At 64.1% G+C, this 21,055-nt stretch carries 16 protein-coding genes and 1 pseudogene; 10 read left to right on the forward strand and 7 right to left on the reverse strand.

Going from position 1 to position 21,055, the window contains the following annotated elements:
* Positions 1–62: 62 nt before the first annotated feature.
* The gene (gene dctP, locus H681_RS14675) at positions 63–1,058 is read right to left on the reverse strand and encodes a C4-dicarboxylate TRAP substrate-binding protein DctP (RefSeq protein WP_015477658.1); all 996 of its coding nucleotides are present in this window, start codon (positions 1,056–1,058) and stop codon (positions 63–65) included.
* Between the two features lie 442 nt (positions 1,059–1,500).
* On the opposite strand from dctP, the pseudogene H681_RS14680 reads away from it, so the two are divergent.
* Together H681_RS14680 and H681_RS14685 are read left to right on the forward strand one after the other, a co-directional pair.
* Positions 1,501–2,362: pseudogene (locus H681_RS14680) on the forward strand (winged helix-turn-helix domain-containing protein); the annotation flags it as partial.
* A gap of 130 nt (positions 2,363–2,492) precedes the next feature.
* Positions 2,493–3,389: a LysR family transcriptional regulator gene (locus H681_RS14685; RefSeq protein WP_015477661.1), complete on the forward strand. Its 897-nt coding sequence runs from the start codon at positions 2,493–2,495 to the stop codon at positions 3,387–3,389.
* A 30-nt stretch (positions 3,390–3,419) separates the two neighbouring features.
* On the opposite strand, the gene H681_RS14690 is transcribed toward H681_RS14685, so the two are convergent.
* Positions 3,420–4,250 carry an oxidoreductase gene (locus H681_RS14690; protein ID WP_015477662.1) on the reverse strand — a complete coding sequence of 277 codons (831 nt, stop codon included), beginning with the start codon at positions 4,248–4,250 and terminating at the stop codon, positions 3,420–3,422.
* 247 nt (positions 4,251–4,497) lie between these two features.
* Complete coding sequence (locus H681_RS14695) at positions 4,498–5,565, reverse strand: MBL fold metallo-hydrolase (RefSeq protein ID WP_015477663.1); 1,068 nt, start codon at positions 5,563–5,565, stop codon at positions 4,498–4,500.
* Positions 5,566–6,150: 585 nt separating this feature from the next.
* On the opposite strand from H681_RS14695, the gene H681_RS26570 reads away from it, so the two are divergent.
* The 3 genes from H681_RS26570 to H681_RS14705 all read left to right on the forward strand — a co-directional run bounded on the left by H681_RS26570 (position 6,151) and on the right by H681_RS14705 (position 8,440).
* Positions 6,151–6,405 (forward strand): hypothetical protein, encoded by a 255-nt coding sequence (locus H681_RS26570; protein ID WP_162140823.1) that lies wholly within the window; start codon positions 6,151–6,153, stop codon positions 6,403–6,405.
* An 83-nt stretch (positions 6,406–6,488) separates the two neighbouring features.
* Positions 6,489–6,908, forward strand: a complete 420-nt coding sequence (locus H681_RS14700; protein ID WP_015477664.1) for a group II truncated hemoglobin — start codon at positions 6,489–6,491, stop codon at positions 6,906–6,908.
* A 161-nt stretch (positions 6,909–7,069) separates the two neighbouring features.
* On the forward strand, positions 7,070–8,440 hold the full coding sequence (locus H681_RS14705) for an IS1182 family transposase (RefSeq protein WP_015477665.1): 1,371 nt from the start codon (positions 7,070–7,072) through the stop codon (positions 8,438–8,440).
* Positions 8,441–8,665: 225 nt separating this feature from the next.
* Here H681_RS14705 and H681_RS14710 read toward each other — a convergent pair whose 3' ends face one another.
* A complete protein-coding gene (locus H681_RS14710; RefSeq protein WP_015477666.1) occupies positions 8,666–9,559 on the reverse strand; it encodes a LysR family transcriptional regulator in 894 nt (297 codons plus the stop codon).
* A gap of 135 nt (positions 9,560–9,694) precedes the next feature.
* On the opposite strand from H681_RS14710, the gene H681_RS14715 reads away from it, so the two are divergent.
* From H681_RS14715 to H681_RS14735, 5 genes are all read left to right on the forward strand, one after another.
* Positions 9,695–10,543, forward strand: a complete 849-nt coding sequence (locus tag H681_RS14715) for a nitroreductase family protein (protein WP_015477667.1) — start codon at positions 9,695–9,697, stop codon at positions 10,541–10,543.
* A gap of 206 nt (positions 10,544–10,749) precedes the next feature.
* Complete coding sequence (locus tag H681_RS14720) at positions 10,750–11,226, forward strand: 2,4'-dihydroxyacetophenone dioxygenase family protein (protein ID WP_015477668.1); 477 nt, start codon at positions 10,750–10,752, stop codon at positions 11,224–11,226.
* Positions 11,227–11,301: 75 nt separating this feature from the next.
* Positions 11,302–13,665 carry an arylsulfatase gene (locus tag H681_RS14725; RefSeq protein ID WP_041712025.1) on the forward strand — a complete coding sequence of 788 codons (2,364 nt, stop codon included), beginning with the start codon at positions 11,302–11,304 and terminating at the stop codon, positions 13,663–13,665.
* Positions 13,666–13,687: 22 nt separating this feature from the next.
* Complete coding sequence (locus H681_RS14730) at positions 13,688–14,521, forward strand: SDR family NAD(P)-dependent oxidoreductase (protein WP_015477670.1); 834 nt, start codon at positions 13,688–13,690, stop codon at positions 14,519–14,521.
* Between the two features lie 55 nt (positions 14,522–14,576).
* Complete coding sequence (locus H681_RS14735; RefSeq protein ID WP_015477671.1) at positions 14,577–15,839, forward strand: anaerobic sulfatase maturase; 1,263 nt, start codon at positions 14,577–14,579, stop codon at positions 15,837–15,839.
* Positions 15,840–16,123: 284 nt separating this feature from the next.
* On the opposite strand, the gene H681_RS14740 is transcribed toward H681_RS14735, so the two are convergent.
* From H681_RS14740 to H681_RS14750, 3 genes are all read right to left on the reverse strand, one after another.
* Complete coding sequence (locus H681_RS14740; protein WP_015477672.1) at positions 16,124–18,526, reverse strand: efflux RND transporter permease subunit; 2,403 nt, start codon at positions 18,524–18,526, stop codon at positions 16,124–16,126.
* 24 nt (positions 18,527–18,550) lie between these two features.
* The gene (locus tag H681_RS14745) at positions 18,551–19,627 is read right to left on the reverse strand and encodes a WD40/YVTN/BNR-like repeat-containing protein (RefSeq protein WP_015477673.1); all 1,077 of its coding nucleotides are present in this window, start codon (positions 19,625–19,627) and stop codon (positions 18,551–18,553) included.
* A gap of 62 nt (positions 19,628–19,689) precedes the next feature.
* A complete protein-coding gene (locus H681_RS14750; RefSeq protein ID WP_015477674.1) occupies positions 19,690–21,054 on the reverse strand; it encodes a DUF1329 domain-containing protein in 1,365 nt (454 codons plus the stop codon).
* Position 21,055: the final 1 nt, after the last annotated feature.

Genomic DNA, 21,055 nt, shown 5'->3' on the forward strand with positions numbered 1-21,055 from the left:
CTCCCGATGGCAGAAACGTCGTGGGGTCGAGGGGGCGAAAACCTCCCCCTCGAACGAGCGTCTTACTGGGCCTGGTTGGCGGCTTCGGCAGCCTTGATCAGGTCGGGGCCGATCTCGGCTTCGAACTTCTTCCACACCGGCTTCATGGCTTCACGCCACTCATTGCGCTGCTCGGGGGTCAGCTCGATGATCTCGCTGGTCTTGGCTTCGATGATGCGCTGCTTGTCACCCTGGTTCAGGGCCTCGGCCTGCTTGTTCACCTCGTTGGTCACTTCCTGGATGATTTTCTCCAGTTCGGTCCGTACGTCAGGCGGCAACCCATTCCAGAACTTGGTGTTGGTGATCAGCATGTAGTCGAGCACGCCATGATTGGACTCGGTGATGTACTTCTGCACCTCGTGCATTTTTTGCGAATAGATGTTCGACCAAGGGTTCTCGGCACCATTGACCACGCCGGTCTGCAGGCCCTGGTAAACCTCCGCGAAGCTCATCTTGCGCGGGTTGGCGCGTACGGCCTTGAACTGTTCCTCAAGCACGGCGGAGGCTTGCACGCGGAATTTCAAGCCACGGGCATCCTTGGGCTCGCGCAGGGGCTTGTTCGCCGATAGCTGTTTCATACCGTTGTGCCAGTAACCCAGGCCGGTGATGTTCTTGCTCTCCATTGACTTGAGCAGGGACTGGCCTTCCGGGCTGTGCTGGAAGCGGTCCACCGCCTGGATGTCGTTGAACAGGAACGGCAAATCGAACAATTGCAGTTGCTTGGTGTACTGCTCGAACTTGGCCAGGGACGGGGCGATCAGTTGTACGTCACCGAGCAGCAGAGCTTCCATTTCCTTGCCATCGCCGAAGAGCGAGGAGTTGGGGTAGACCTCGACCTTTACCTTTCCGGGCAGGCGCTCTTCGACGAGTTTCTTGAACAGCAGTGCGCCTTGTCCCTTGGGGGTATGTTCGGCCACTACGTGCGAGAACTTGATCACGATGGGATCGGCGGCATGGGCCAGGCCGGCAGCTCCCAGCGCGAGAGCACAGGCGAGCGCTTTCAGGACAGCGTTGAACATGGGTAAATCCTCTTGTTGTTCTTGGTCAAACTCAGACAAGCAAGGCTTGGCCCGAGCGAGGCAACAAGACGAAGTCTAGGTGGCAACTGCGAATTGGGGGATTGGATTGTGAATCTTCTATCTCTTCGGCTCGAAGCTGCGACGCTCGCCGGATGCTCCCTGGCGCGCGACGGAGATACCGTCGTGCGCCTCATACCAGTATTCCCCGACCTTGCAGGTCCACTCTGGCGAGCCATTGACGCTGCTGCGCACTTCCCCTCCAGGACCGTTGCGTAGATGAAGGCTGACTTCGGATGCCGATGGGAAGGTGACGCCGCGCCCGGCGCATAGTCGACGATCACGCCTCGCATGCTCTTGCCAGGCACGTTCGGCAAGGGCTGATCGAAAACCACGGAGACCTTGCTGAGCGGCCGCTCATTGGCCGACACAGAGGCGATGGACAGGGCCACGGGTCTTCGATCTGCTGCTGCAACGAGTCAGCGACCGCGATCGGGTGGTCGGCAAGGACGAGTTGCTGCAAGCGGCATGGGGCGGACGGATCGTCTCCGAGTCAACGGTCGCCAGCCATATCAATGCGGTTCGCAAGGCCATCGGTGGTTCAGGCGAGGAACAACGCCTGCCGCGTACGGTCGCCCGCAATGGATATCGTTTCGTGGGCGAGACTCGGGAAGTACCTGTGCACGGCTCCGGCCTGGAGGAACCCGCACCGGCGCCCGGCGGGCAAGCGCCCGGGCAAAGCCTCGCCCTGCCGGACAAGCCGTCCTTCACGGTCCTCCCCTTCCAGAACCTCAGCGGCGACCCCGGGCAGGACTACTTCGCCGACGGCATTGTCGAGGACATCATCGCCGCCCTGTCGCGGATCCGCTGGTTGTTCGTCATCGCCCGCAACTCCAGCTTCACCTTCAAGGACCGGCCAATCGATATCAGCCGGGAGCTTGACGTGCGTTATGTACTGGAAGGCAGCGTACGCAAGGCCGGAAACAGGGTGCGCATCACCGGTCAGTTTATCGATGCCAGCAGCGGCGCCCATATCTGGGCAGAACGCTTCGAAGGCCTGCTCGACGATATTTTCGAACTCCAGGACCAGGTTGCCGAAAGTGTCGTGGGCGCCATCGCACCGCGGCTCGAACGCGCGGAGATAGAGCGGGCCAGGCGCAAGCCCACCGGCAGCCTGGGCTGCCTACGACTATTGCTTGCGCGGAACCGCGAAGCTGCATAACGGCACCCGCAAGGCGGTGGAGCTCGGCCAGGACGACGCCGTCGCCCTGACGCGAAGTGGGCATGCGCTCGCCCACCTGACCGGCTTGCCGAGGGCTGCGACTCGCCGGCTTGCCGGAATGACAAGACCCGCGCCATGCCCGCTCGCCCTCCCGCTTGACGCCCCCTTCCCCGCTCGGCTACCACTGCATCGGCCAATCCCGCAGCGAGCCTCCGATGAAGAAAATCAGCAGCGACGACCTGCGCCTGTTCCTCTGCATCGCCGAACACCTCAGCCTCAGCCGCGCGGCGGTACAGCTGGGGCTCTCAGCCTCGGCGCTCAGCCATGCGCTGCGGGGCCTGGAAGAGCGTCTCGATCTGCGCCTGTTCAACCGCACCACTCGCAGCGTCGCGCTAACCGAAGCCGGCGAGCGACTGCGCGAGCGCATCCAGCCGGCATTCCGCGATATCGACGACGCGCTGGATGACCTCAACAGCTTTCGCGGCAAGCCTGCGGGCACCCTGCGCATCAATGCAGGCCGGCCGGCGGTGCAGATGGTCCTGCTGCCGCTGCTCGGGCGCTTCCTGGCGGCCTACCCGGACATCCGCGTCGAGGTGGTGGCCGACAATGCGCTGGTGAATGTAGTGTCCAGCGGCTTCGATGCGGGCTTGCGCTTCGGCGAGACCCTGGAAGCGGACATGGTCGCCGTGCCCATCGGCCCGCATCTGCGCTCGGCGGTGGTGGCGGCGCCGGAGTTCTTCGAAACCCACCCGAAGCCGCAGCATCCCCAGGACCTGCGCGACCTTCCATGCATTCGCCTGCGCTTCCCCAGCGGCCTGTACTACCGCTGGGAGTTCGAACGCGGAGGGATCAAGCTGGAAACCGAAGTGGACGGTCCGCTGGCACTCGACGACATGGGCCTTATCGCCGAAGCGGCGGTGAGAGGCTGCGGGCTCGCCTACGTGTTCGAGGACCTGGTTCGTCCCGCCCTGGAGGATGGACGGCTGCAACGCGTACTGGACGATTGGTGCCCCTACTATCCGGGGCTCTATCTCTATTACCCGAGCCGCCGCCAGCTACCGGCGGCGCTCAAGGCCTTCGTCGACTTCACCCGCGATCGGCGCGAAGTCTAGCGGTGGCCGGGACCATCGCCAGTCCGAGGATCAGTCGCGAAAATCGGTGGACAGCGCCACCGCCTTCCACTGCGCCAGTTCCTCGGCCACCAGTTGGTTCTTCGCTTCGATGCGCGCCACGGTGTCGCTGCCCAGCGGCAAGCGTTGCGGAGGGTTCGGCGCGCCCACCAGGGCCAGCAGCGCATCCGCCAGCTTTGCCGGATTGCCCGGTTGCGCGTGGTTGTAGTCCTGGGCCATGCGCCGCACCTTGCCGACGGTCTCGTCATAATCCGGCAGCTCCAGGGCGGTTTTCACCAGGGACTGCTCGTCGAGGAAATCGGTGCGGAAGAAACCCGGCTCGACCACCGTGGCGTGGATGCCCAGCGGCGCCAGTTCCTGATGCAGCGCCTCGGTGATGCCTTCCACCGCGAACTTGGTGGAGCCGTAGACGCCCCAGCCCATGTAGGCCTGGTAACCGCCAATCGACGAGATGTTGAGGATGTGCCCGGAGCGCTGCTGGCGCATATGCGGCAGCACGGCGCGGGTGACGTTGAGCACGCCGAAAACATTGGTGGCGAACAGGCGCGCGGTTTCGGCGGCACTGGTTTCTTCCACCGCCCCCAGCAGGCCGAAGCCGGCGTTGTTGACCAGGACATCGATACGGCCGAAGCGCTTGATGCCTTCGGCGACGGCCTGGTGGGCCTCTTCCTCGCGAGTCACATCCAGACGCACCGCCAGCAGGTTGGGATGCTCGCCAAGACGGGCAGTGACATCGGCGGGCTTGCGAGCGGTGGCAATGACCGCATCACCGACCTGCAGGGCCTTTTCCGCGATCAGAGCACCGAAACCACGGGACGCGCCAGTAATCAGCCAAGTACGCATTTGAGTTCTCCTCGCCCCGACCCGGCACTGCGCCGAGGTCTTCTCGTTGGGTTGAGGTCACTCTATGGCGGAACGACTACTGTGATAATCCCAATAAAATCTCATGGGTAGATGAGAAAAATTCAGCAATCACCTCGCTGCCGGGCTCCGCGCAGGCGCAAGCGCAAGCGCAAAAGAGGCCTTCGCGAGGATCGCTTCGCAGGCTCGCACCGTTCCCTGCTGGCGAATCCACGCCCTGGCGAATGCGTCAGGCCATCGTCGGAGCCGGGGCCGGAGCCCGATACCAGTGCACGCCATCGGAGTCGGCCTCCACCACCGCCCGGCCACGTCGCAGCAGATAGTTGAGATTGGCCAGGCATTCGCCGGTGGCCAGCGACAGCAGGTCCGGCCCGATGGCGCGGGCGAACAGCGCGCCGAACAGGTCGACGGCACGTTTGGGTCCCTGCTGCAAACGCCCTTCGAGACGCGAGAGTGCACGCAGTTGGCTGTCGGCCATGCGCTGCAGGCGCGCATGCAGGCCACGGAAAGGTTCGCCGTGGGCCGGCAGCACCAGGACATCGTCCGGCACCAGCCGCTGGAAACGCTCCAGCGACTGCAGCCAGTCCCCCAGGGGATCGGCCAGAGGCTCGGTGGGAAACACCGAGACGTTCGACGAAATACGCGGCAGCACCTGGTCACCGGAAATCAGCAGGCCCTGTTCCGGGTTGTAGAAACAGGCGTGCTCGGGCGAATGCCCGGTGCCTACCAGCACCTGCCAGTCCTGCCCACCGATCCGTATCCACTCGCCATCCTGCACACGCCGGTAGCTCTGCGGCATCGGCGAGATCATCCGGCCGAAACCGCCAAAGCGCTCCCGGTAGCGCTCGAGCGCCTCATGTTCCCAACCGGCCGCGCGATAGAAACTGACGCCCTCCTCCGGCGCTTCGCGGCCAGTGTCGGCAGCCAGCATCCGGCAATTGAGGTATTCCGTCTGGGTCATCCAGAGATCGCTGCCGAACTCGCGCTGCAGCCAACCGGCCATGCCCACGTGGTCGGGGTGCATGTGGGTGACGAACAGCCGCCCGGGCGGCACACCCTCGAGGACGCCGCCCGCCCCCACCAACTGGCGCCAGGCGGCCTCGGTTTCAGCCTCGTGCATGCCGCTGTCGAATGCCGCCCAGCCGCTACCATCGCGAACCAGCCAGAGGTTGATATGGTCCAGCGCCAATGGCAGCGGCATGCGCAGCCAGAACACACCCGGCGCTACTTCGCGCGCACTGCCGGGTGCGGGCGGCTCACCGCAGGGATACACCAGGGGTTCATTTGCACCGCTCATCCGTTCTCCTTATCGTTCAGGTCCAGCACTGGACTGGCCGGTCCGCCGCCCACTCGCACAGCACGGCCTCGGTATGTTCACCGCGGCCGGCGGGGCGGAAAAGCGCGGCGCCGGGTTGGCCCGCAGGATACCCTGTTCACGGCTGAATACGCTGCGCACCCGCAGGCGCGGGTGCGCCACCTCGTCCAGATTCAGCACCGAGGCGACGCGGGCGAGATATCCACCGTCCAGGTAAAAATCAACCATCGACTGCAACCAATGGGGTCGATGGCTACCCGTGAGCATGGTTCGCCCTGGATAATCGAAACCTGCTCCGTGGCGGGCTCCGGCCGAATCACTCGTTCGCACAAGACAGCCCCCTTCAGCAATTGTCCTAAAGGGCACCTCTAAAAAACACATCAGAGCTTATCCAGGCAGTGATGAGTACAACCCCTGGCCCCCGGGTGCCGGGTGACGTGCTCGACTCGAGCGCGTGGGCTGGCTATGCGCTTGTTCCGTGCCTCGCCCCGCTCACTGATGGGTTTGCCGGCCTGTCCCTTGCGCTGGATATGCGATCAACTTGAGCCAGCGCTTCCGAGGCCGGTCGTGACAGCCGCGATCTACCCAGAAATCGCGGCTGCCGTTGTTCCGGTCAAGCAACTGAAACTCCATCTGCCTATCGGACAGGTTGTCGTTGCTTTGCTGGATCCTGACCCGCGCAATGCGGGTGCAGGCATTGCGATACTTCGCGCGGCAGGAATCGACGTTAGTGTCGGTTTGCTAGAGAAAGAAGCCAGGGAAGACCTGGCCCCCTATCTGTACGATGGAAGCGACTCCAACGACTGCAGTTCTTGTAACTGAGTGGCGCTTGTTCAGCATACCAACTGATCATCCGCCGGCGCGCCGAGTATGATGTGGTTCCCGAACCTCAGCGAGCCCCGTCCGTGAGCAACACCCTCCCCTTCGGCACAGGCGATGCCTCCTTCCAGGCCGCTGGCGGCATCGACGGCCTGCGCCACCTGGTCGACGACTTCTACCGGCTGATGGACGAACTGCCGGATGCCGCCGACCTGCGCCGCATACACCCGGAAAACCTGGAACAGTCTCGCGACAAACTGGCCTGCTTCCTCAGCGGCTGGCTGGGCGGCCCAAGGTTGTTCAGTGAAAAATACGGTTCCATCTCCATCCCGTCCTTCCACGCCCAATGGCCGATCGACGAAGCCCTCGGCGCCGCCTGGCTGGGCTGCATGGAGCGCGCCATTGCCCTGCAACCCTTCTCGCTGGAGTTTGCCGAATACCTGCTGACGCAACTGCGCGTGCCGGCGCACCGGGTGGTGCAGGCGAGCCGTGCTCGGCACGGCTGAACCACCTCCGCCGCCTGCCCGGCCTTTACCCATCCAAGGTTCCTTCTGGCCGATATCTGCCCGCCGCGACCGGCAGCAATCGGCCGATTCTGTTGAAAAAGTAGCTGCCACCCGATGCCGCCGGCAGAATCGCACACTCAGCTAGCGTGGGGGCAGGCAGCATGATGGGACAGTTACCGGGAGGGCAGGCGCGCCTGTTCTATTCGTTCAATCTGGAAGAGCACGTCCCGCCCCAACACCTCCTGCGCAGCATCGACCAGTGCCTGGATCTCAGTGACCTGCGCGCCCACCTGGCGGATTTCTACAGCCCCATCGGGCGCCCCTCGGTCGATCCCGAATTGATGGTGCGCATGCTGGTCGTCGGCTACTGCTATGGCATCCGTTCCGAGCGGCGATTGTGCGAAGAGGTGCACCTAAACCTGGGCTATCGCTGGTTCTGCCGGCTGGGCCTGGAGGATGAGGTTCCCAATCACTCGACCTTCTCGAAGAATCGCCACGGCCGTTTCCGTGACAGCGATCTGTTCCGCTGGTTGTTCAATGAGGTGCTGCGGCGCTGCATGGCGGCCGGCCTGGTCAAGGGTGAAGGGTTCGCCGTCGACGCCAGCATCATCAAGGCGGATGCCAGCCGGCAACGTGGGGTGGCGGGAGATGAGGTCGACTGGCGCGATCCGGCGCTCAGCACTCGCGCCGTGCGCGAATACCTCGAAGCCCTCAATGAGGAGGCGCTGGCAGAAGCCCTTCCCAAGAAGATTTCGTTCACCGATCCGCAGGCCCGTTGGACCGCAGCGCCCGGTGGCCCGGCCTTCTTTGCCTACTCCACCAACTACCTGATCGACACCGCGCACGGCGTGATCCTGGATGTGGAAGCCACCCCGGCGCATCGGCCTGCCGAAGTCGAGTCGACCAGGACGATGGTGGATCGTGTCGAAGCGCAGTTCGACCTCACGCCGGAGCGCCTCATCGGCGATACCGCGTATGGCACGGCTCCGATGCTGGCCTGGATGGTCGAAGAGAAGAACATCGAGCCGCACGTGCCGGTGTGGGACAAGACCGAGCGCAAGGACGACAGCCTTTCCAGCAATGACTTTCACTGGCATCAGGAGGCCAATGAATACCGCTGCCCAGCCGGCAAACCGCTACGCAGTGAATGGCGGGCCTTCACTCAGCAAAGATCGCGGGTGACCAAGGCCAACACCATCATCTACCGCTCCAGCCAAGCCGACTGCACCACCTGCCCACTGAAAGCGAAGTGCTGTCCCAATACGCCGATCCGCAAGATCGTCCGCAGCATCCATGAAGCGGCTCGCGACGTGGCGCGACGCATCGCCAAGACACCGGAATATCTCGTCTCTCGCTGCGAACGAAAGAAGGTGGAGATGCTCTTCGCTCATCTCAAACGGATCATGAGACTCGACCGTCTACGACTGCGTGGCCTGACCGGTGCCACTGATGAATTCACCTTGGCGGCGACCGTGCAGAACCTGCGACGCATGGCCAAGCTCATGCCTCACGGGCCACCGCTCACGGGATAGGTCCGCCTGCTGCGAGCAGAAACCCTCGAATTAACCTTCAAACCTGAGCCGGGACGCTCAGTAAAACGCCGAAAGACAACTTGAAGTGGCTTGCAGCCACTTCGAAAGCAGGTGCACTTGGCTGAGTGGCTGCCGCAGAACTGCCTTTTTCAACAGAATCGGCCAGAAGCGGACGCTCACGAATGCCCAGGAGTGAGCATTAGCTCCCGCTTCCAACCCCATCACTTAGCCTTGTGACAGGCGCTCCACTATCCAGTCGACGAACACACGTACCCGTGCATTCAAGCGCTTCGTCGGCGGGAAGATCAGCGAAATGGGGATGGTTGCGCTGGTTTGCTCTTCCAGCACCGGTACCAGGGCTCCCGATGTAAGAAACTGCGCAACAACTGAAGCATGGGTCTGACCTACACCTAGCCCGGCCACCAACATTCCAACCAGTCCCGCGCTGTCGTTGGCTGCAATATCGAAGCGTGAAATCCGACTCTCTTCCGAGCGGGCACGAAAGCGCAGCGGCCAGACCTCACCTGTCGCGGCACTGAAGTAACCAACCAATTGATGATGCTCTTCGAGATCTGCCGGGGAAGTAGGTATTCCGGCGCGTGCCAAGTAGTCGGGACTTGCGCAAGTCACCAGGCGATCCTTGTAGATCGTCTTGGCGATCAGCGAGGAGTCGGCCAGTTCCCCGGCACGAATCACACAATCCACACCTTCCTCGATGAGGTTCACCGGCCGGTCGTTGATTCCCAACGCCAGCTGTATGCCTGGATAGCGCGCCTTGAATTCGCTCAAGGCGGGAATCAGTACGAAATTCGCAAGCGAAGAGTGAACGTCTATGCGCAGACGCCCCTTTGCAGCCGCCCCCATGTCCCGCAGCGCCGCCTCTGTCTCGTCGAGACGGCTCACGAGCCGGTTGACCCGACGGTAGTACTCGGCGCCTTCCATCGTCAGCGCAACAGACCTTGTAGTGCGCTGCAGAAGCTTGGTGCCCAAGTGCTCTTCCAGGTCACGCAGTGCCTTGCTCAACGTAGAGCGAGGCGTGCCCAGATGTGCGGCAGCCTTGGTAAAGGATCGAGTTTCCACAATCCTCTGAAAAGCGCGAATGGCGGCGAGATGATCCATAGGCCGATGGTAGCAACTGCAGCTCTATTGTCCATCCAAATGGATAAAGATGGCAGATTTCACGACATTATCTCCGTCCCAAGCACCGATATCCTGAGGCTAATCCACATTGACTCAGAGTCGGGGAATCATCCAATGATCGTATACGAGGACACCAAGGCCGCGCTGCTCGAGCAGCGCTACGGCTCACAGCAAAAGCCTGCCAATATCCACTGGAACTCGCAGGTTGAGGCGATGCTCAGCCACTGCTCCGTGCGTACCTTTCTGCCCAAAGCCTTACCCGACGGGGCGCTGGAAACCATGGTCGCGGCAGCCCAATCTGCTTCCACCTCCTCGGCCTTGAACCAATGGAGCCTAGTGGCGGTAACCGATCCGGAACTGAAGCATCAACTGGGGCAGACCATCGCTCGCACAGTCCCGACAGATCGCATCCCGTGGATAGAGGATTCATCCGCCCTTCTGCTCTGGGTGGCCGATGCGTCTCGCTCTGCCGCCATTACCCTTGAACAGGGTGGCGACCCAATTGTTTTGAACTACCTCGACTCATTCCTGATGGCGTCCGTCGACGTCACTTTGGCCGCGCAAAATGCTTCGTTGGCAGCGGAATCGATGGGACTGGGCATCGTGTTCCTGGGTGTGATGCGTAATGCGGCGAAGGAGGTAGCTGAATTGATCAGTCTGCCGCCCTTCAGTTTCGTTGCCTTTGGGATGGCGGTAGGACATCCCGACCCATCTCACCCTGGAGGCATCCGCCCACGGCCGGCTCAGCCTGTGGTTTTGCACCACAACCGCTACGACCAGGAGCGCTACAAGCAATACCTGGAAGGCTACGAGGCTGCCTGCCTGCAATTCCGCCAATCGAGGGATATGAGCGAAAAGACCTGGCAAGGGGCTGTTCTTGCTTCGACTACCAGCATGGATTACATGGGTGGACGCGAGAACCTTCGGGCGATGGTCGAGGAGAAAGGTTTCAAGCTGAGCTAGCGCCAACGTCCGCCATGGGTCGGTAGCTGCCCTCGTTGACATTCCTATTAGCCGAAATGGAAGGATTGGGCTCGTGTCCCCCGCCCTCAGTGATCGAAGCAGAGGATTCTGCCCCCCCGGTCAATGGGGGGGTGGCATTGGCGGCGTCTACTCAAAATCGGCTTACCCCCTAGCCACTGCGTCAGCCGCACGACAAGGAGTAAGCCATGCACTATGAAAATATCGACACCGCAGCCATCAATGACGAAGACCTGCCGTGGATTCCCTTCGCCCCGTACAGCAACGATGTGTTCCTGAAGTACATCAAGTGCGACCCGGTGCGCGGAGAGACCATCACGCTGCTCAAGGCGCCGGCCGGTACCGAGCTGCCCAAGCATCACCACTCCGGGACGGTGATCGTCTACACCATCAAGGGCGCCTGGAAGTACCTCGAGCATGACTGGGTTTCCAGGGAAGGCGGCGTGGTGTTCGAAACGGCCGGGACCAGCCACACCCCGATCGCCCTGGCGGAATACGGCGACGAAATCATCACCCTGAACATCACCCAGGGCGACCTGCTGTATTTCGACGAGAACGACACCCTCTTCGCCATCGAGAACTGGAAGACCGGTGTGGAGCGCTACCTGGCCTTCTGCGAGGCCAACGGTATCGAGGCCAAGGACATCACCAGCTTCGCGGCCTGATCCCAGCCCCTCCCCCCGCCATCCGCCATGCAAGGGATGGCGGGTTCAATCCATAACAAAAACAAGCGTGCGCCCATGTCCCCCAAACCGTCCCCTACCCGAGAAGTGGCCCTGACACTGGGTGCGCTGCTCGGCAGCTCGATTGCCATGGCCCAGGAAAGCCTGCCGTTCCCCCCGGTGCCATCCGCCAGCGATGCCAAACCCACCCTGCAGGAGTCCAGGCACCAGAAGCGCCCGGCGGCGTCGCACCTGCCCGAGGACGCGCCCAATATCCTGGTGATCATGCTCGACGACGCCGGCTTCGCGCAGGCCGATACGGTGGGCGGAGCCATCCATACACCAACGCTCACCCGCATCGCCGACAGCGGCATCCGCTACAACGCGTTCCACACCACAGCGATCAGCTCGGCGACCCGTGCAGCCCTGCTCACCGGGCGCAATCACCATCGCGTCGGCAATGGCGTCATCGCCGAACTGGCCACCGACTGGGACGGCTACACCGGGGAAATCCCCAAGAGCTCGGCCACCCTGGCCGAAGTGCTCAAGCAGTATGGCTACAGCACGGCGGCCTTCGGTAAATGGCACAACACGCCGACCCGCGACACCACTGCGGCAGGCCCCTTCGATACCTGGCCCACCGGTTACGGGTTCGAATACTTCTACGGCTTCCTGGCCGGTGAAACCTCGCAGTACGAGCCTCGCCTGTACCGCAACACCACACCCATCGAACCGCCCCGCAACCCGCGCTACCACCTCAGCGAAGACCTCGCCGAGCAAGCGGTGAACTGGCTGCAGGACCAGCAGACCTACGCCCCTGGAAAACCCTTCTTCCTCTACTGGGTTCCCGGCGCCGTGCATGGCCCGCACCAGGTGAACGCCGAATGGGCCGACAAGTACAAAGGCAAATTCGACGCGGGCTGGGACAAGTACCGGGAAGACACCTTCGCCCGCCAGAAGGCCCTGGGCTTCATCCCGCAGAACGCCAGAATGACGCCACGGCCGGCGGAGCTTCCCGCCTGGGAGAGCCTCAGCCCCGAACAGAAGCGCTACCAGGCCAGGCTCATGGAGGTCTACGCCGGCTTCATGGAGCACGCCGATACCCAGGCGGGCAAGGTCCTCGACGAACTGGAGCGGCAGGGAAAACGCGACAACACCCTGGTCTTCTACGTGTTCGGCGACAACGGCGCCTCCGCCGAAGGCATGGAGGGCACGATCAACGAACTGCTCGCGCAGAACGGCATTCCGGTGCCCAAGGAGCAGCAGTTGAAGGTGCTCGACGCCCAGTACGGCGGCCTCCCGGCACTGGGTGGCGCCAAGCTGGAGAGCATGTACAACGCCGCCTGGGCCTGGGCGGGCTCCGGCCCCTTCCCCGGGACCAAGCTGGTCGCCGGCTACTTCGGCGGCACCCGCACCCCGCTGGCCATTTCCTGGCCCAAGCGGATCAAGGCGGATGGGCAGGTGCGCAACCAGTTCCATCACGTCAACGACATTGCGCCGACCGTCTATGACATCCTGGACATCGCGCCGCCGAAGGTGGTCAATGGCGTCGCCCAGGACCCGCTGGACGGCATCAGCATGCGCTACACCTTCACCGACGCCCGCACGCCCTCGCGCAAACCGCCGCAGTATTTCGAAGTCCTGGGCAGCCGGGGCCTGTACAAGGACGGCTGGATGGCCTCGGTATTCGGCCCGCGCAAACCCTGGGTGCAAGGCTTCGCCCAGTTCATGGGCTGGTATCCGGAGTCCGATCACTGGGCCCTGTACGACCTGAGCAAGGACTACTCCCAGGCGACCGACCTGGCCGACCAGTACCCCGAGAAGCTCGCCGAGCTGAAAGCGGAATTCGATGTACAGGCCAAGGCCAATCACGTTTACCCCATCGGCGCGGGGCTGTACCCCTTCCTCAATCCCTCGGTGCTGGCAGGCGATGGCCGCAAGGAATGGCGATTCAGCTCCCGGACCAAGCGCCTGCCGGAGTTCACCGCGCCCAATCTGCGCAGCCGCAACAGTAGCGTCCGGGCCAGCGTCGAGCTGAAGGACAACGCCAGTGGCGTGGTCTTCGCCCTGGGCGGCATCGGTGGTGGCGTCAGCCTGTATTTCGACCAGGGGCATGTGGTCTACGAGTACAACGACATGGCCATCGCCCGCGTGAAGCTGCGCTCGGAGCACCCGGTGGCTCCCGGTCCGGCGGAAATCGAAGTACGCACCCGGATGACCAGTGCCAAGCCGGGAGCACCGGCGAACCTGGCCCTGCTGGTCAACGGTGAGGAAGTGGCCACCGGCACCACGCCGTTCACGCCGCCGCTGACCTTCACCGCCAGCGAGACCTTCGACGTCGCCGAGGATCTCGGCTCGCCGGTGTCCCTGGACTATTTCGAGCGAGCGCCATTTGCCTTCGACGGCCAGGTGCGCGACCTGCAAGTGACCTATACCCCCTGATATCCCGGCCACGGAGAGCGCCATGCCGATTACCGATCTCACGCACAAGAAAGTCCTGATCACCGGTGCCGCATCAGGCATCGGGCGAGCGGCCGCCCTGGCCTTTGCGCGCCGGAAAGCCACCTTGCTCCTCTGCGACATCGACTCGGCCGGCCTGGAGTCCCTGCGGCAGGAAGTCGTGGGCGCGGGGGGCGAATGCTTCACCTACAAGGTGGACGTCACGGATGCCAATGCCGTGGCCGAGCTGGCCACGCGCATCCATACCGCCCAGGGCGCCCTGGATGTGCTGATCAACAATGCCGGCGTCGGCTATCTCGGTCGCTTCCTCGACAGCGACCTGCCCCACTGGCGCAGGGTGCTGGACATCAACCTGATGGGCGTGGTGCACGGCTGCCACGCCTTCATTCCGCGCATGATCGAAGCGGGCGGCCCGCGCCGGGTGCTCAACGTGGCCTCGGCCGCCGCGCTGTTCCCCTCCCCCAGCATGGCGGCCTACGCCGCCTCCAAGCACGCGGTCTACGGCCTCAGCGAAGTCCTCAAGATGGAGCTGAGCGACACCCGGGTCGGCGTGACGACGGTGTGCCCAGGGGTGATCAATACGCCGATCGTGGCCAATCGAAAGAATATCGCCGCCTCGGTGGCGCCGGAGCAGATCGACCGCCTGCAGGACTACTACCGGCGCAAGGGCTGCAGCCCGGAGCGGGTGGCGGAAGGCATGGTGCAGGCCGTTCTGAAAGGCAATGACCTGCTGCTGGTCGGCCCGTTCGCCCAATTGATCTTCCAGCTCCGGCGCCTGTCCGTCGGACTGCTGCGGCGCATCGTGCTCAACGATGCGCGCAAGATCGGCTATCTCTGACTCCATCCCCGGCATGGACGCCAGGCGCCATGTCCGCCGCCCGGAATGATGCCCCATGCCCGATACCGTCCCCCAAGGTCTGCACCTGATGGCCAAGCCCGTCGGGCCGATCTGCAACCTCGACTGTGACTACTGCTTCTACCTGGAAAAGGAGCAGCTCCATCCGCGCGACAGCCGCTTCCGCATGTCCGACGAGGTACTGCGGACCTATGTGCGGCGCTACATCGAGGCCCAGGGCAGTCCGGAAGTGGAGTTCACCTGGCAGGGCGGCGAACCCACCCTGCTGGGGCTGGAATTCTTTCAACGGGCCCGCGCCTATCAGCGCGAGTTCGCCGCCGGCAAGGTGATCCGCAACACCCTGCAGACCAACGGGACCCTGCTCGACGACACCTGGTGCGCCTTCCTCGCGCAGGAAAACTTCACCGTCGGCATCAGCCTGGACGGGCCCAAGGCGTTGCACGACCTGCACCGCCCGGACAAGCGTGGCCGCTCCAGTTTCGATCAGGTCATGCGCGGCCTCGGCCTGCTGCAGAAACACTCCGTGTCCTATAACGTGCTGGTGACGGTAGCCCGCGAAACCGCCCGGCATCCTTTGGAGGTCTATCACTTCCTCAAGGACGCCGGCGTGCGCCATATCCAGTTCAATCCCGTGGTCGAGCGCTTGCCGACGCAATCCGACGCGGCGCGTGGCCAACACTTCGCGACGCCGCCGGAGCTGCGCCTGCGGGATCTGCAGGCGCCTCAAGCGGCCGGCGTGACCGAGCAGAGCGTCGAAGCGCAGGCCTACGGGAATTTCCTCGCCACGATCTTCGATGAATGGGTGCGCCGTGACGTCGGCAGCGTCCATGTGATGAACTTCGAGTGGGCCCTGGCCGCGTGGTGCCAACTGCCCGCCAGCGTCTGTCTGTTCGCCCCGCGCTGCGGCAAGGCCGCGATCGTCGAGCACGATGGCAACCTGTACTCCTGCGACCACTACATGTACCCGGAGTACCGCCTCGGCAACATCCTCGAACAGGACCCGGCCGCCCTTCTCGACTCGCCCGCGCAGAAAGCCTTCGGCGCCGCCAAGGAAGAGTCGCTACCCAGCTACTGCCAGGGCTGCGACTACCTGTTCGCGTGCCACGGCGAGTGCCCGAAGAACCGCTTCATCGAGACGCCGGACGGCAAGCCGGGACTCAATTACCTGTGTGCGGGCTACAAGACCTATTTCCGCCACATCACGCCCTACATGAACGCCATGGCCAAGCTGCTCGCCCATGGCCAGCCTGCCGATCTGATCATGCAGGCGTTCAACGGCCCGTTGCTGATCAAGCTGTAACCCCGGTTCGAATGCCCTCGGCGATCGCCTGAGCCCGGCAGGGTCTCGGCTGGGGGTTCCTGCGCGCCAACCTGGAAGCAGCGCTTATACGCAACATCTGGCAACCCCGGTGTTGCACCCCTCCCCTGGTGTTCGTGGTGTCCCCTCCGCCCCCGCCCGACGCTCCGAACGCGCCTCGAATCAGGCACCGTGACCATCGCGGCTCGGCAGGATGACTGACCGAAAATGCAAGACCGCCCCTCTGCCTCACTAGGGCAGAGGGGCGGTCCATTGCCGGCTCCGGCTCAGGGCGCCTTGCGCAGCAGGAAATGCGACAGCGCCGGGATCAGCACCAGCGCACCGACCATGTTCCAGATGAACATGAAGGTCAGCAGGATGCCCATGTCCGCCTGAAACTTGATGGGCGACCACACCCAGGTCACGACACCCGCGGCCAGGGTGACCCCGACCAGGGCGACGACCTTGCCGGTGAAGGCCACCGCATTGCGGTAGGCGACCGCCAGCGACGCGCCGGCCCGTTGCTGGGCGAGCTGCACGCTGAGCAGGTAGAGGGCATAGTCGACGCCGATGCCGACGCCGAGCGCGATCACCGGCAGCGTGGCGACCTTCACCCCCATGCCCAGCCAGACCATCAGCGCCTCGCAGAGTATCGAGGTGAGCATCAGCGGCAGCACCGCGACCAGCACCGCGCGCCAGCTGCGGAAGGTCACGAAGCACAGCAGGATCACGGCGGCATAGACGTAGAGCAGCATGGTCCGATTGGCCTCGCGCACCACGATGTTGGTGGCGGCCTCGATGCCGGCGCTGCCGGCGACCAGCAGGAACTGGCGCTGCTCGGTGCTGTGCTCGCGCACGAAGCCCTCGGCCACCTCGACCATATGGGCCAGGGTCTCGGCCTTGTGATCCGACAGGTAGGCCACCACCGGCATCATCGAGCAATCGGTGTTGAACAGCTCCGGATTGTTCACCGAGGCTTGCTGGGCGCCGTAGTTCAGCACGTTCTGGTTACGCGCGATGGTCAGCCACTTGGGGTTGCCCTCGTACGAACCCGCGGTGACCTGGCGCACCGCGTCCACCAGCGAAACGCTGGTCTGCACGCCCGTCTGCTGCTGCAGGAGCCAGCCCAGCCGGTCCGCCTCGATCAGGCTCTGGTATTTCAGGCAGCCTTCCTTGGGCGTCTTCAGCATCACCGCGAACAGGTCGCTGGACAGCGAATAGTTGGACGTGATGTAGGCATTGTCGAGGTTGTAGCGCGAGTCCGCGCGCAACTCGGGCGCGCCCGGGTCGAGATCGCCGATCTTGAGATGCAGGCTGACGGCGAAGCCGACCACGGCGAGCGTGCCGGCCACGAGCAGGGCACCAGTCGCCCAGCGTCGCTCGGTGAAACGGTCGAGCCCCGTCCAGAATGCCCCCAGGCCATGCCCCCCCTCCTCCTCCCGCTCATGCCGCAGGCTACGGGCAGCGGCGCGCTGGCTGACGCCCAGGTAGGACAGCAGCACCGGCAGCAACAGCAGGTTGGTGAAGATCAGCACCGCCACGCCGACGCTGGCGGTGATCGCAAGGTCCTGGATGACCGGGATGTCGATCACCATCAACACCGCGAAGCCCACCGCATCGGCCAGCAGCGCGGTGAGCCCGGCGAGGAACAGGCGGCGGAAGGTGTAGCGCGCGGCTACCAGCTGATGGGTGCCACGCCCCACGTCCTGCATGATCCCGTTCATCTTCTGCGCGCCGTGGGACACGCCGATGGCGAACACCAGGAACGGCACCAGAATCGAGAACGGGTCCAGTGCATAGCCCAGCAGCGCGATCAGCCCCAGTTGCCAGACCACCGCGATCAGCGAGCAGCAGATCACCATCGCGGTGCTGCGCACGCAACGGGTATAGGCATAGATGATGAGCGTGGCGATCAGCGCCGCGGCGGCGAAGTACGCCATGACCTGCAGCAGGCCGTCGAGCAGGTCGCCGATCAGCTTGGCGAACCCGATGACGTGGATCTTGATCGTCCCGCCGTCCCGGGCTTCGTAGCGGGCCCTGAGCTTGTCCTCCAGCACCTTGGAGAAGGCATGGTAGTCGATGGCCTGGCCGGTGACGGGGTCCTTCTCCAGCAGCGGCACGAAGATCATGCTGGAGCGGAAGTTGTTGCCCACCAGGCTGCCGACGATACCGGAACGGGCGGTGTTCAGGCGCAGCTGCTCGACGCTCGCCGGCGAGCCATCGTAGGAGTCCGGCATCACCGGGCCGCCCTGGAAGCCCTGCTCGGTCACCTCCGTCCAGCGCACCGCCGGGGTCCACAGCGACTTCATCCAGGCCCGATCGACGCCGGAAGTCACGAACAGCTCGTCGTTGACCTCCTTGAGCACCTGCAGGTAGCCGGGGTCGAAGATGTCCGCGCTGGTGTTCTCCACCACCACCCGCACGGCGTTGCCCAGGCCGCGCAGCGAATCGCGATTCTCCAGGTAGTTGCGGATGAAGGGCTGGCTCTGCGGCAGCATCTTCTCGAAGCTGGCGGTCAGGCTCAGGCGAGTTGCCGCCGCATAGCCCAGCACCAGCGTGATGAGCGCGCAAGTCAGTACGACCAGCAGGCGGTTGTTGAAAACGATGCGCTCCAGCAGGCTGCCGGAGCTCGTCTCGAAGCCCTCCAGGTCGCGCACCACCGGGCGGCCGTCGTGCTCGTAATTACCCATGTCGGTGTCTCTCCGGTTTCGCAGTCATTGGACGAGCAACTGGCGCGCGCCACGCGTGCCGACCAGCGCCAGGGCGCCCGGCCCCGCTCCCACGGCGGCGGCGACCGGCGCCAGGGAGGGCTGTGCTTGCAACTGGAAGCTGGCGCCATCGTCGCTGCTGATGAGCAGGTGCCCGGCCTGGCTGAGTAGCGCGAGACGGCCGTCGGCAAGCTGGGTACCCGCGGTGATGCTCAGCGGCAGGCCGGTCTCGACCTGGCTCCAGCTTTCGCCACCGTCGACGCTGCGGAAGACGTTGCCGCGCAGGCCGAAGACCAGCGCCACGCCCGGCTTGCCGAGGATGCCGAAGAAGCTGCCGGCATAGGTCGTCGGGCGGGGCTCGAAGCGGCCGCTGGCGCGGTCGAGCTTCAGCAGCAGCCCCTGCTCCCCAGCGATGTACAACTCGCCGCCGGCCGGCCGGATGGCATACAGATTGAGCGCGCTGGGGTTGTCCGCGTGCTCCATCCAGGGCGTCCAGGTACGTCCGCCATCCTCGGTGCGGAAGAGCAGATTGAAGGCCCCGACTATGTAGCCGACCTGCTCGTTCTCGAACCACACATCGAGGAACGGCTTGTCCGCGCCCTCGTCCGTCATGCGCCGGGCTTCGTCCACCAGCGCCATCAAGCGCTCGTCGCCTGGCGCCTTTTGCACCAGCGCCTGGTAGTGCTCGAGCATGCGCGGCCCGACCTGGCGGCCATCGAACTGACGCTCCCAGGTCTCGCCGCCATCGGCGCTGTGCAGCACGACACCGTCGTGGCCCACGGCCCAACCGTGACGGACCGAGGGGAAATGCACCGCGACCAGGTCGGAACTGACCGGGACGCGCGCCTGCTGCCAGTGCTTACCCGCATCGTCGGAATAAAGAATGTGCCCCCGCTGCCCAACCGCCACCAGGCGCTGGCCGGCACTCGCCAGCCCGACCAGCAGGCTGTGCTCGGCCAGGGGGCTGACCTGCGAGGGGGTATCCAGCACATCGACGAATTCCTGCGCCACGACCGGACGACAGAAAGGCGCGACGACCGCCGCTGCCAGCGCGGCCAGCAGGGTCCACTTGAAAATGCTCATGAGTCGATCTCGCTCGAAAGCCGCCGGGTGCCCTTGCGGAACCGGCGGCGTTTTTCCTGTCGTCAACGGATACCGGCGCCGGCCAACGCGTCGGGCACCCACTGGGCTTTCGAGAGCGGCTTGATGTACTTCACGCCGCCATGCGGACCGTAGATGCCGGTGATGTTGTAGCTGCCGGAAACGAAGTCGTAGAACATGTGATTGTCCGAGTTCGGCGCCTGCGCGTCATAGCTGTAGGCCATGTGGGCGAACGCGCCGCGATAGAGCTGGCCACGCGCATCGAACTCATCGGAGGCGAGAGCGATCCAGCTGTCCTCGTCGAGGTAGAAAGTGCGCTTGCTGTAGATGTGCCGCTTGCCGGGCTTGAGCGTCGCCTCGACCACCCAGACACGGTGCAGCTCCCAGCGCACCAGGTCGGGATTGACGTGGTTAGGCGTGGTGATGTCGGCCGCTTTCTCGTGGTAGTTCAGCTTGTAGGTGTTGTACGGAACGTACATTTCCTTCTTGCCGACCAGCTTGAAGTCGAAGCGGTCCATGGCGCCGTTGAAGACCCAGGCATCATCGTAGGTCGAGCTGCCCGCGGAGCCGGGGTTGGGCGTGTCATAGGCGATATCGGGGGCCAGCTTCACCCGGCGCTGGCCGGGCAGGTACTGCCAGGCGTGGCGCGGCTTGCTCAACGGATCGACCGCGTCGTTGATGAGAATGGCCTCGCCAGCGCGGCGGGCCGGCCCCTGGTAGTAGAGCTTGGTCTTGAAGTACAGGTCCTCGGGCCGCGCCTGGACGTCATTGCGCTCGGGATCGAACAGAGGGTACTCGAGGTACGCGTCTCCCGTGGTGGCCAGCGAGGCGTTGCCGGAAGCATCGACATTCCAGGAATCGTACTTGGAGTTGATCGCGTACCCCTGGTACCGCAACAGGTGGTTCCACATCGCCTCGTAACCATCCTTGGGGATCGGGAACGGCACGCCCGGCAGCACGTTCTCCAGTGCCAGCCCCGCGTTGGTCGTACGCGCCGCCTCAGCGTTCTTGCGCGTGTTGTCCAGCAGGCGCTGCGGCAGCGCGACCGTCCGATGGGTGGGGTAGACATCCAGGCGGAACGACGGGAAACGCTTGAGCAGCTCCCGCGAGGTGGCGGTGAGCTTGTCCGCCTGGTCGGCGGCGTTCTTGCCGTCGATCACCAGGCGCGGCTTCTCGTCGGCGAACGGGTCGGTACGCATGGAACTGCCAGCCTGGTAGCCGCTCGGCGGCGTGGTCAGGCCGCCGTTGTAGGCCGGGATATTGCCGTCCGCATTGCCAGCCTTCTCGGCGCCAACGGGAGTGAGCGTCTGGCCCAGCTGGGCTGCCTGTTCCGGCGAAACGGCCGCCTGTGCGGCCGAGACCATGGCGCAGGCCAGGGCGCTGGCCATCAACGACTTGATGAGAGCCATG

This window comes from Pseudomonas sp. ATCC 13867 (assembly GCF_000349845.1).
GTDB lineage: Bacteria > Pseudomonadota > Gammaproteobacteria > Pseudomonadales > Pseudomonadaceae > Pseudomonas.

Coding starts and splice junctions, on each gene's coding strand:
- H681_RS14735 (WP_015477671.1), top strand. CDS start 14,577: ATGCCCGATACCGTCCCCCAAGGTCTGCACCTGATGGCCAAGCCCGTC.
- H681_RS14715 (WP_015477667.1), top strand. CDS start 9,695: ATGATCGTATACGAGGACACCAAGGCCGCGCTGCTCGAGCAGCGCTAC.
- H681_RS14720 (WP_015477668.1), top strand. CDS start 10,750: ATGCACTATGAAAATATCGACACCGCAGCCATCAATGACGAAGACCTG.
- H681_RS14685 (WP_015477661.1), top strand. CDS start 2,493: ATGAAGAAAATCAGCAGCGACGACCTGCGCCTGTTCCTCTGCATCGCC.
- H681_RS14730 (WP_015477670.1), top strand. CDS start 13,688: ATGCCGATTACCGATCTCACGCACAAGAAAGTCCTGATCACCGGTGCC.
- H681_RS14690 (WP_015477662.1), bottom strand. CDS start 4,250: ATGCGTACTTGGCTGATTACTGGCGCGTCCCGTGGTTTCGGTGCTCTG.
- H681_RS14710 (WP_015477666.1), bottom strand. CDS start 9,559: ATGGATCATCTCGCCGCCATTCGCGCTTTTCAGAGGATTGTGGAAACT.
- H681_RS14705 (WP_015477665.1), top strand. CDS start 7,070: ATGATGGGACAGTTACCGGGAGGGCAGGCGCGCCTGTTCTATTCGTTC.
- H681_RS14725 (WP_041712025.1), top strand. CDS start 11,302: ATGTCCCCCAAACCGTCCCCTACCCGAGAAGTGGCCCTGACACTGGGT.
- H681_RS14750 (WP_015477674.1), bottom strand. CDS start 21,054: ATGGCTCTCATCAAGTCGTTGATGGCCAGCGCCCTGGCCTGCGCCATG.
- H681_RS14740 (WP_015477672.1), bottom strand. CDS start 18,526: ATGGGTAATTACGAGCACGACGGCCGCCCGGTGGTGCGCGACCTGGAG.
- H681_RS14695 (WP_015477663.1), bottom strand. CDS start 5,565: ATGAGCGGTGCAAATGAACCCCTGGTGTATCCCTGCGGTGAGCCGCCC.
- H681_RS14745 (WP_015477673.1), bottom strand. CDS start 19,627: ATGAGCATTTTCAAGTGGACCCTGCTGGCCGCGCTGGCAGCGGCGGTC.
- dctP (WP_015477658.1), bottom strand. CDS start 1,058: ATGTTCAACGCTGTCCTGAAAGCGCTCGCCTGTGCTCTCGCGCTGGGA.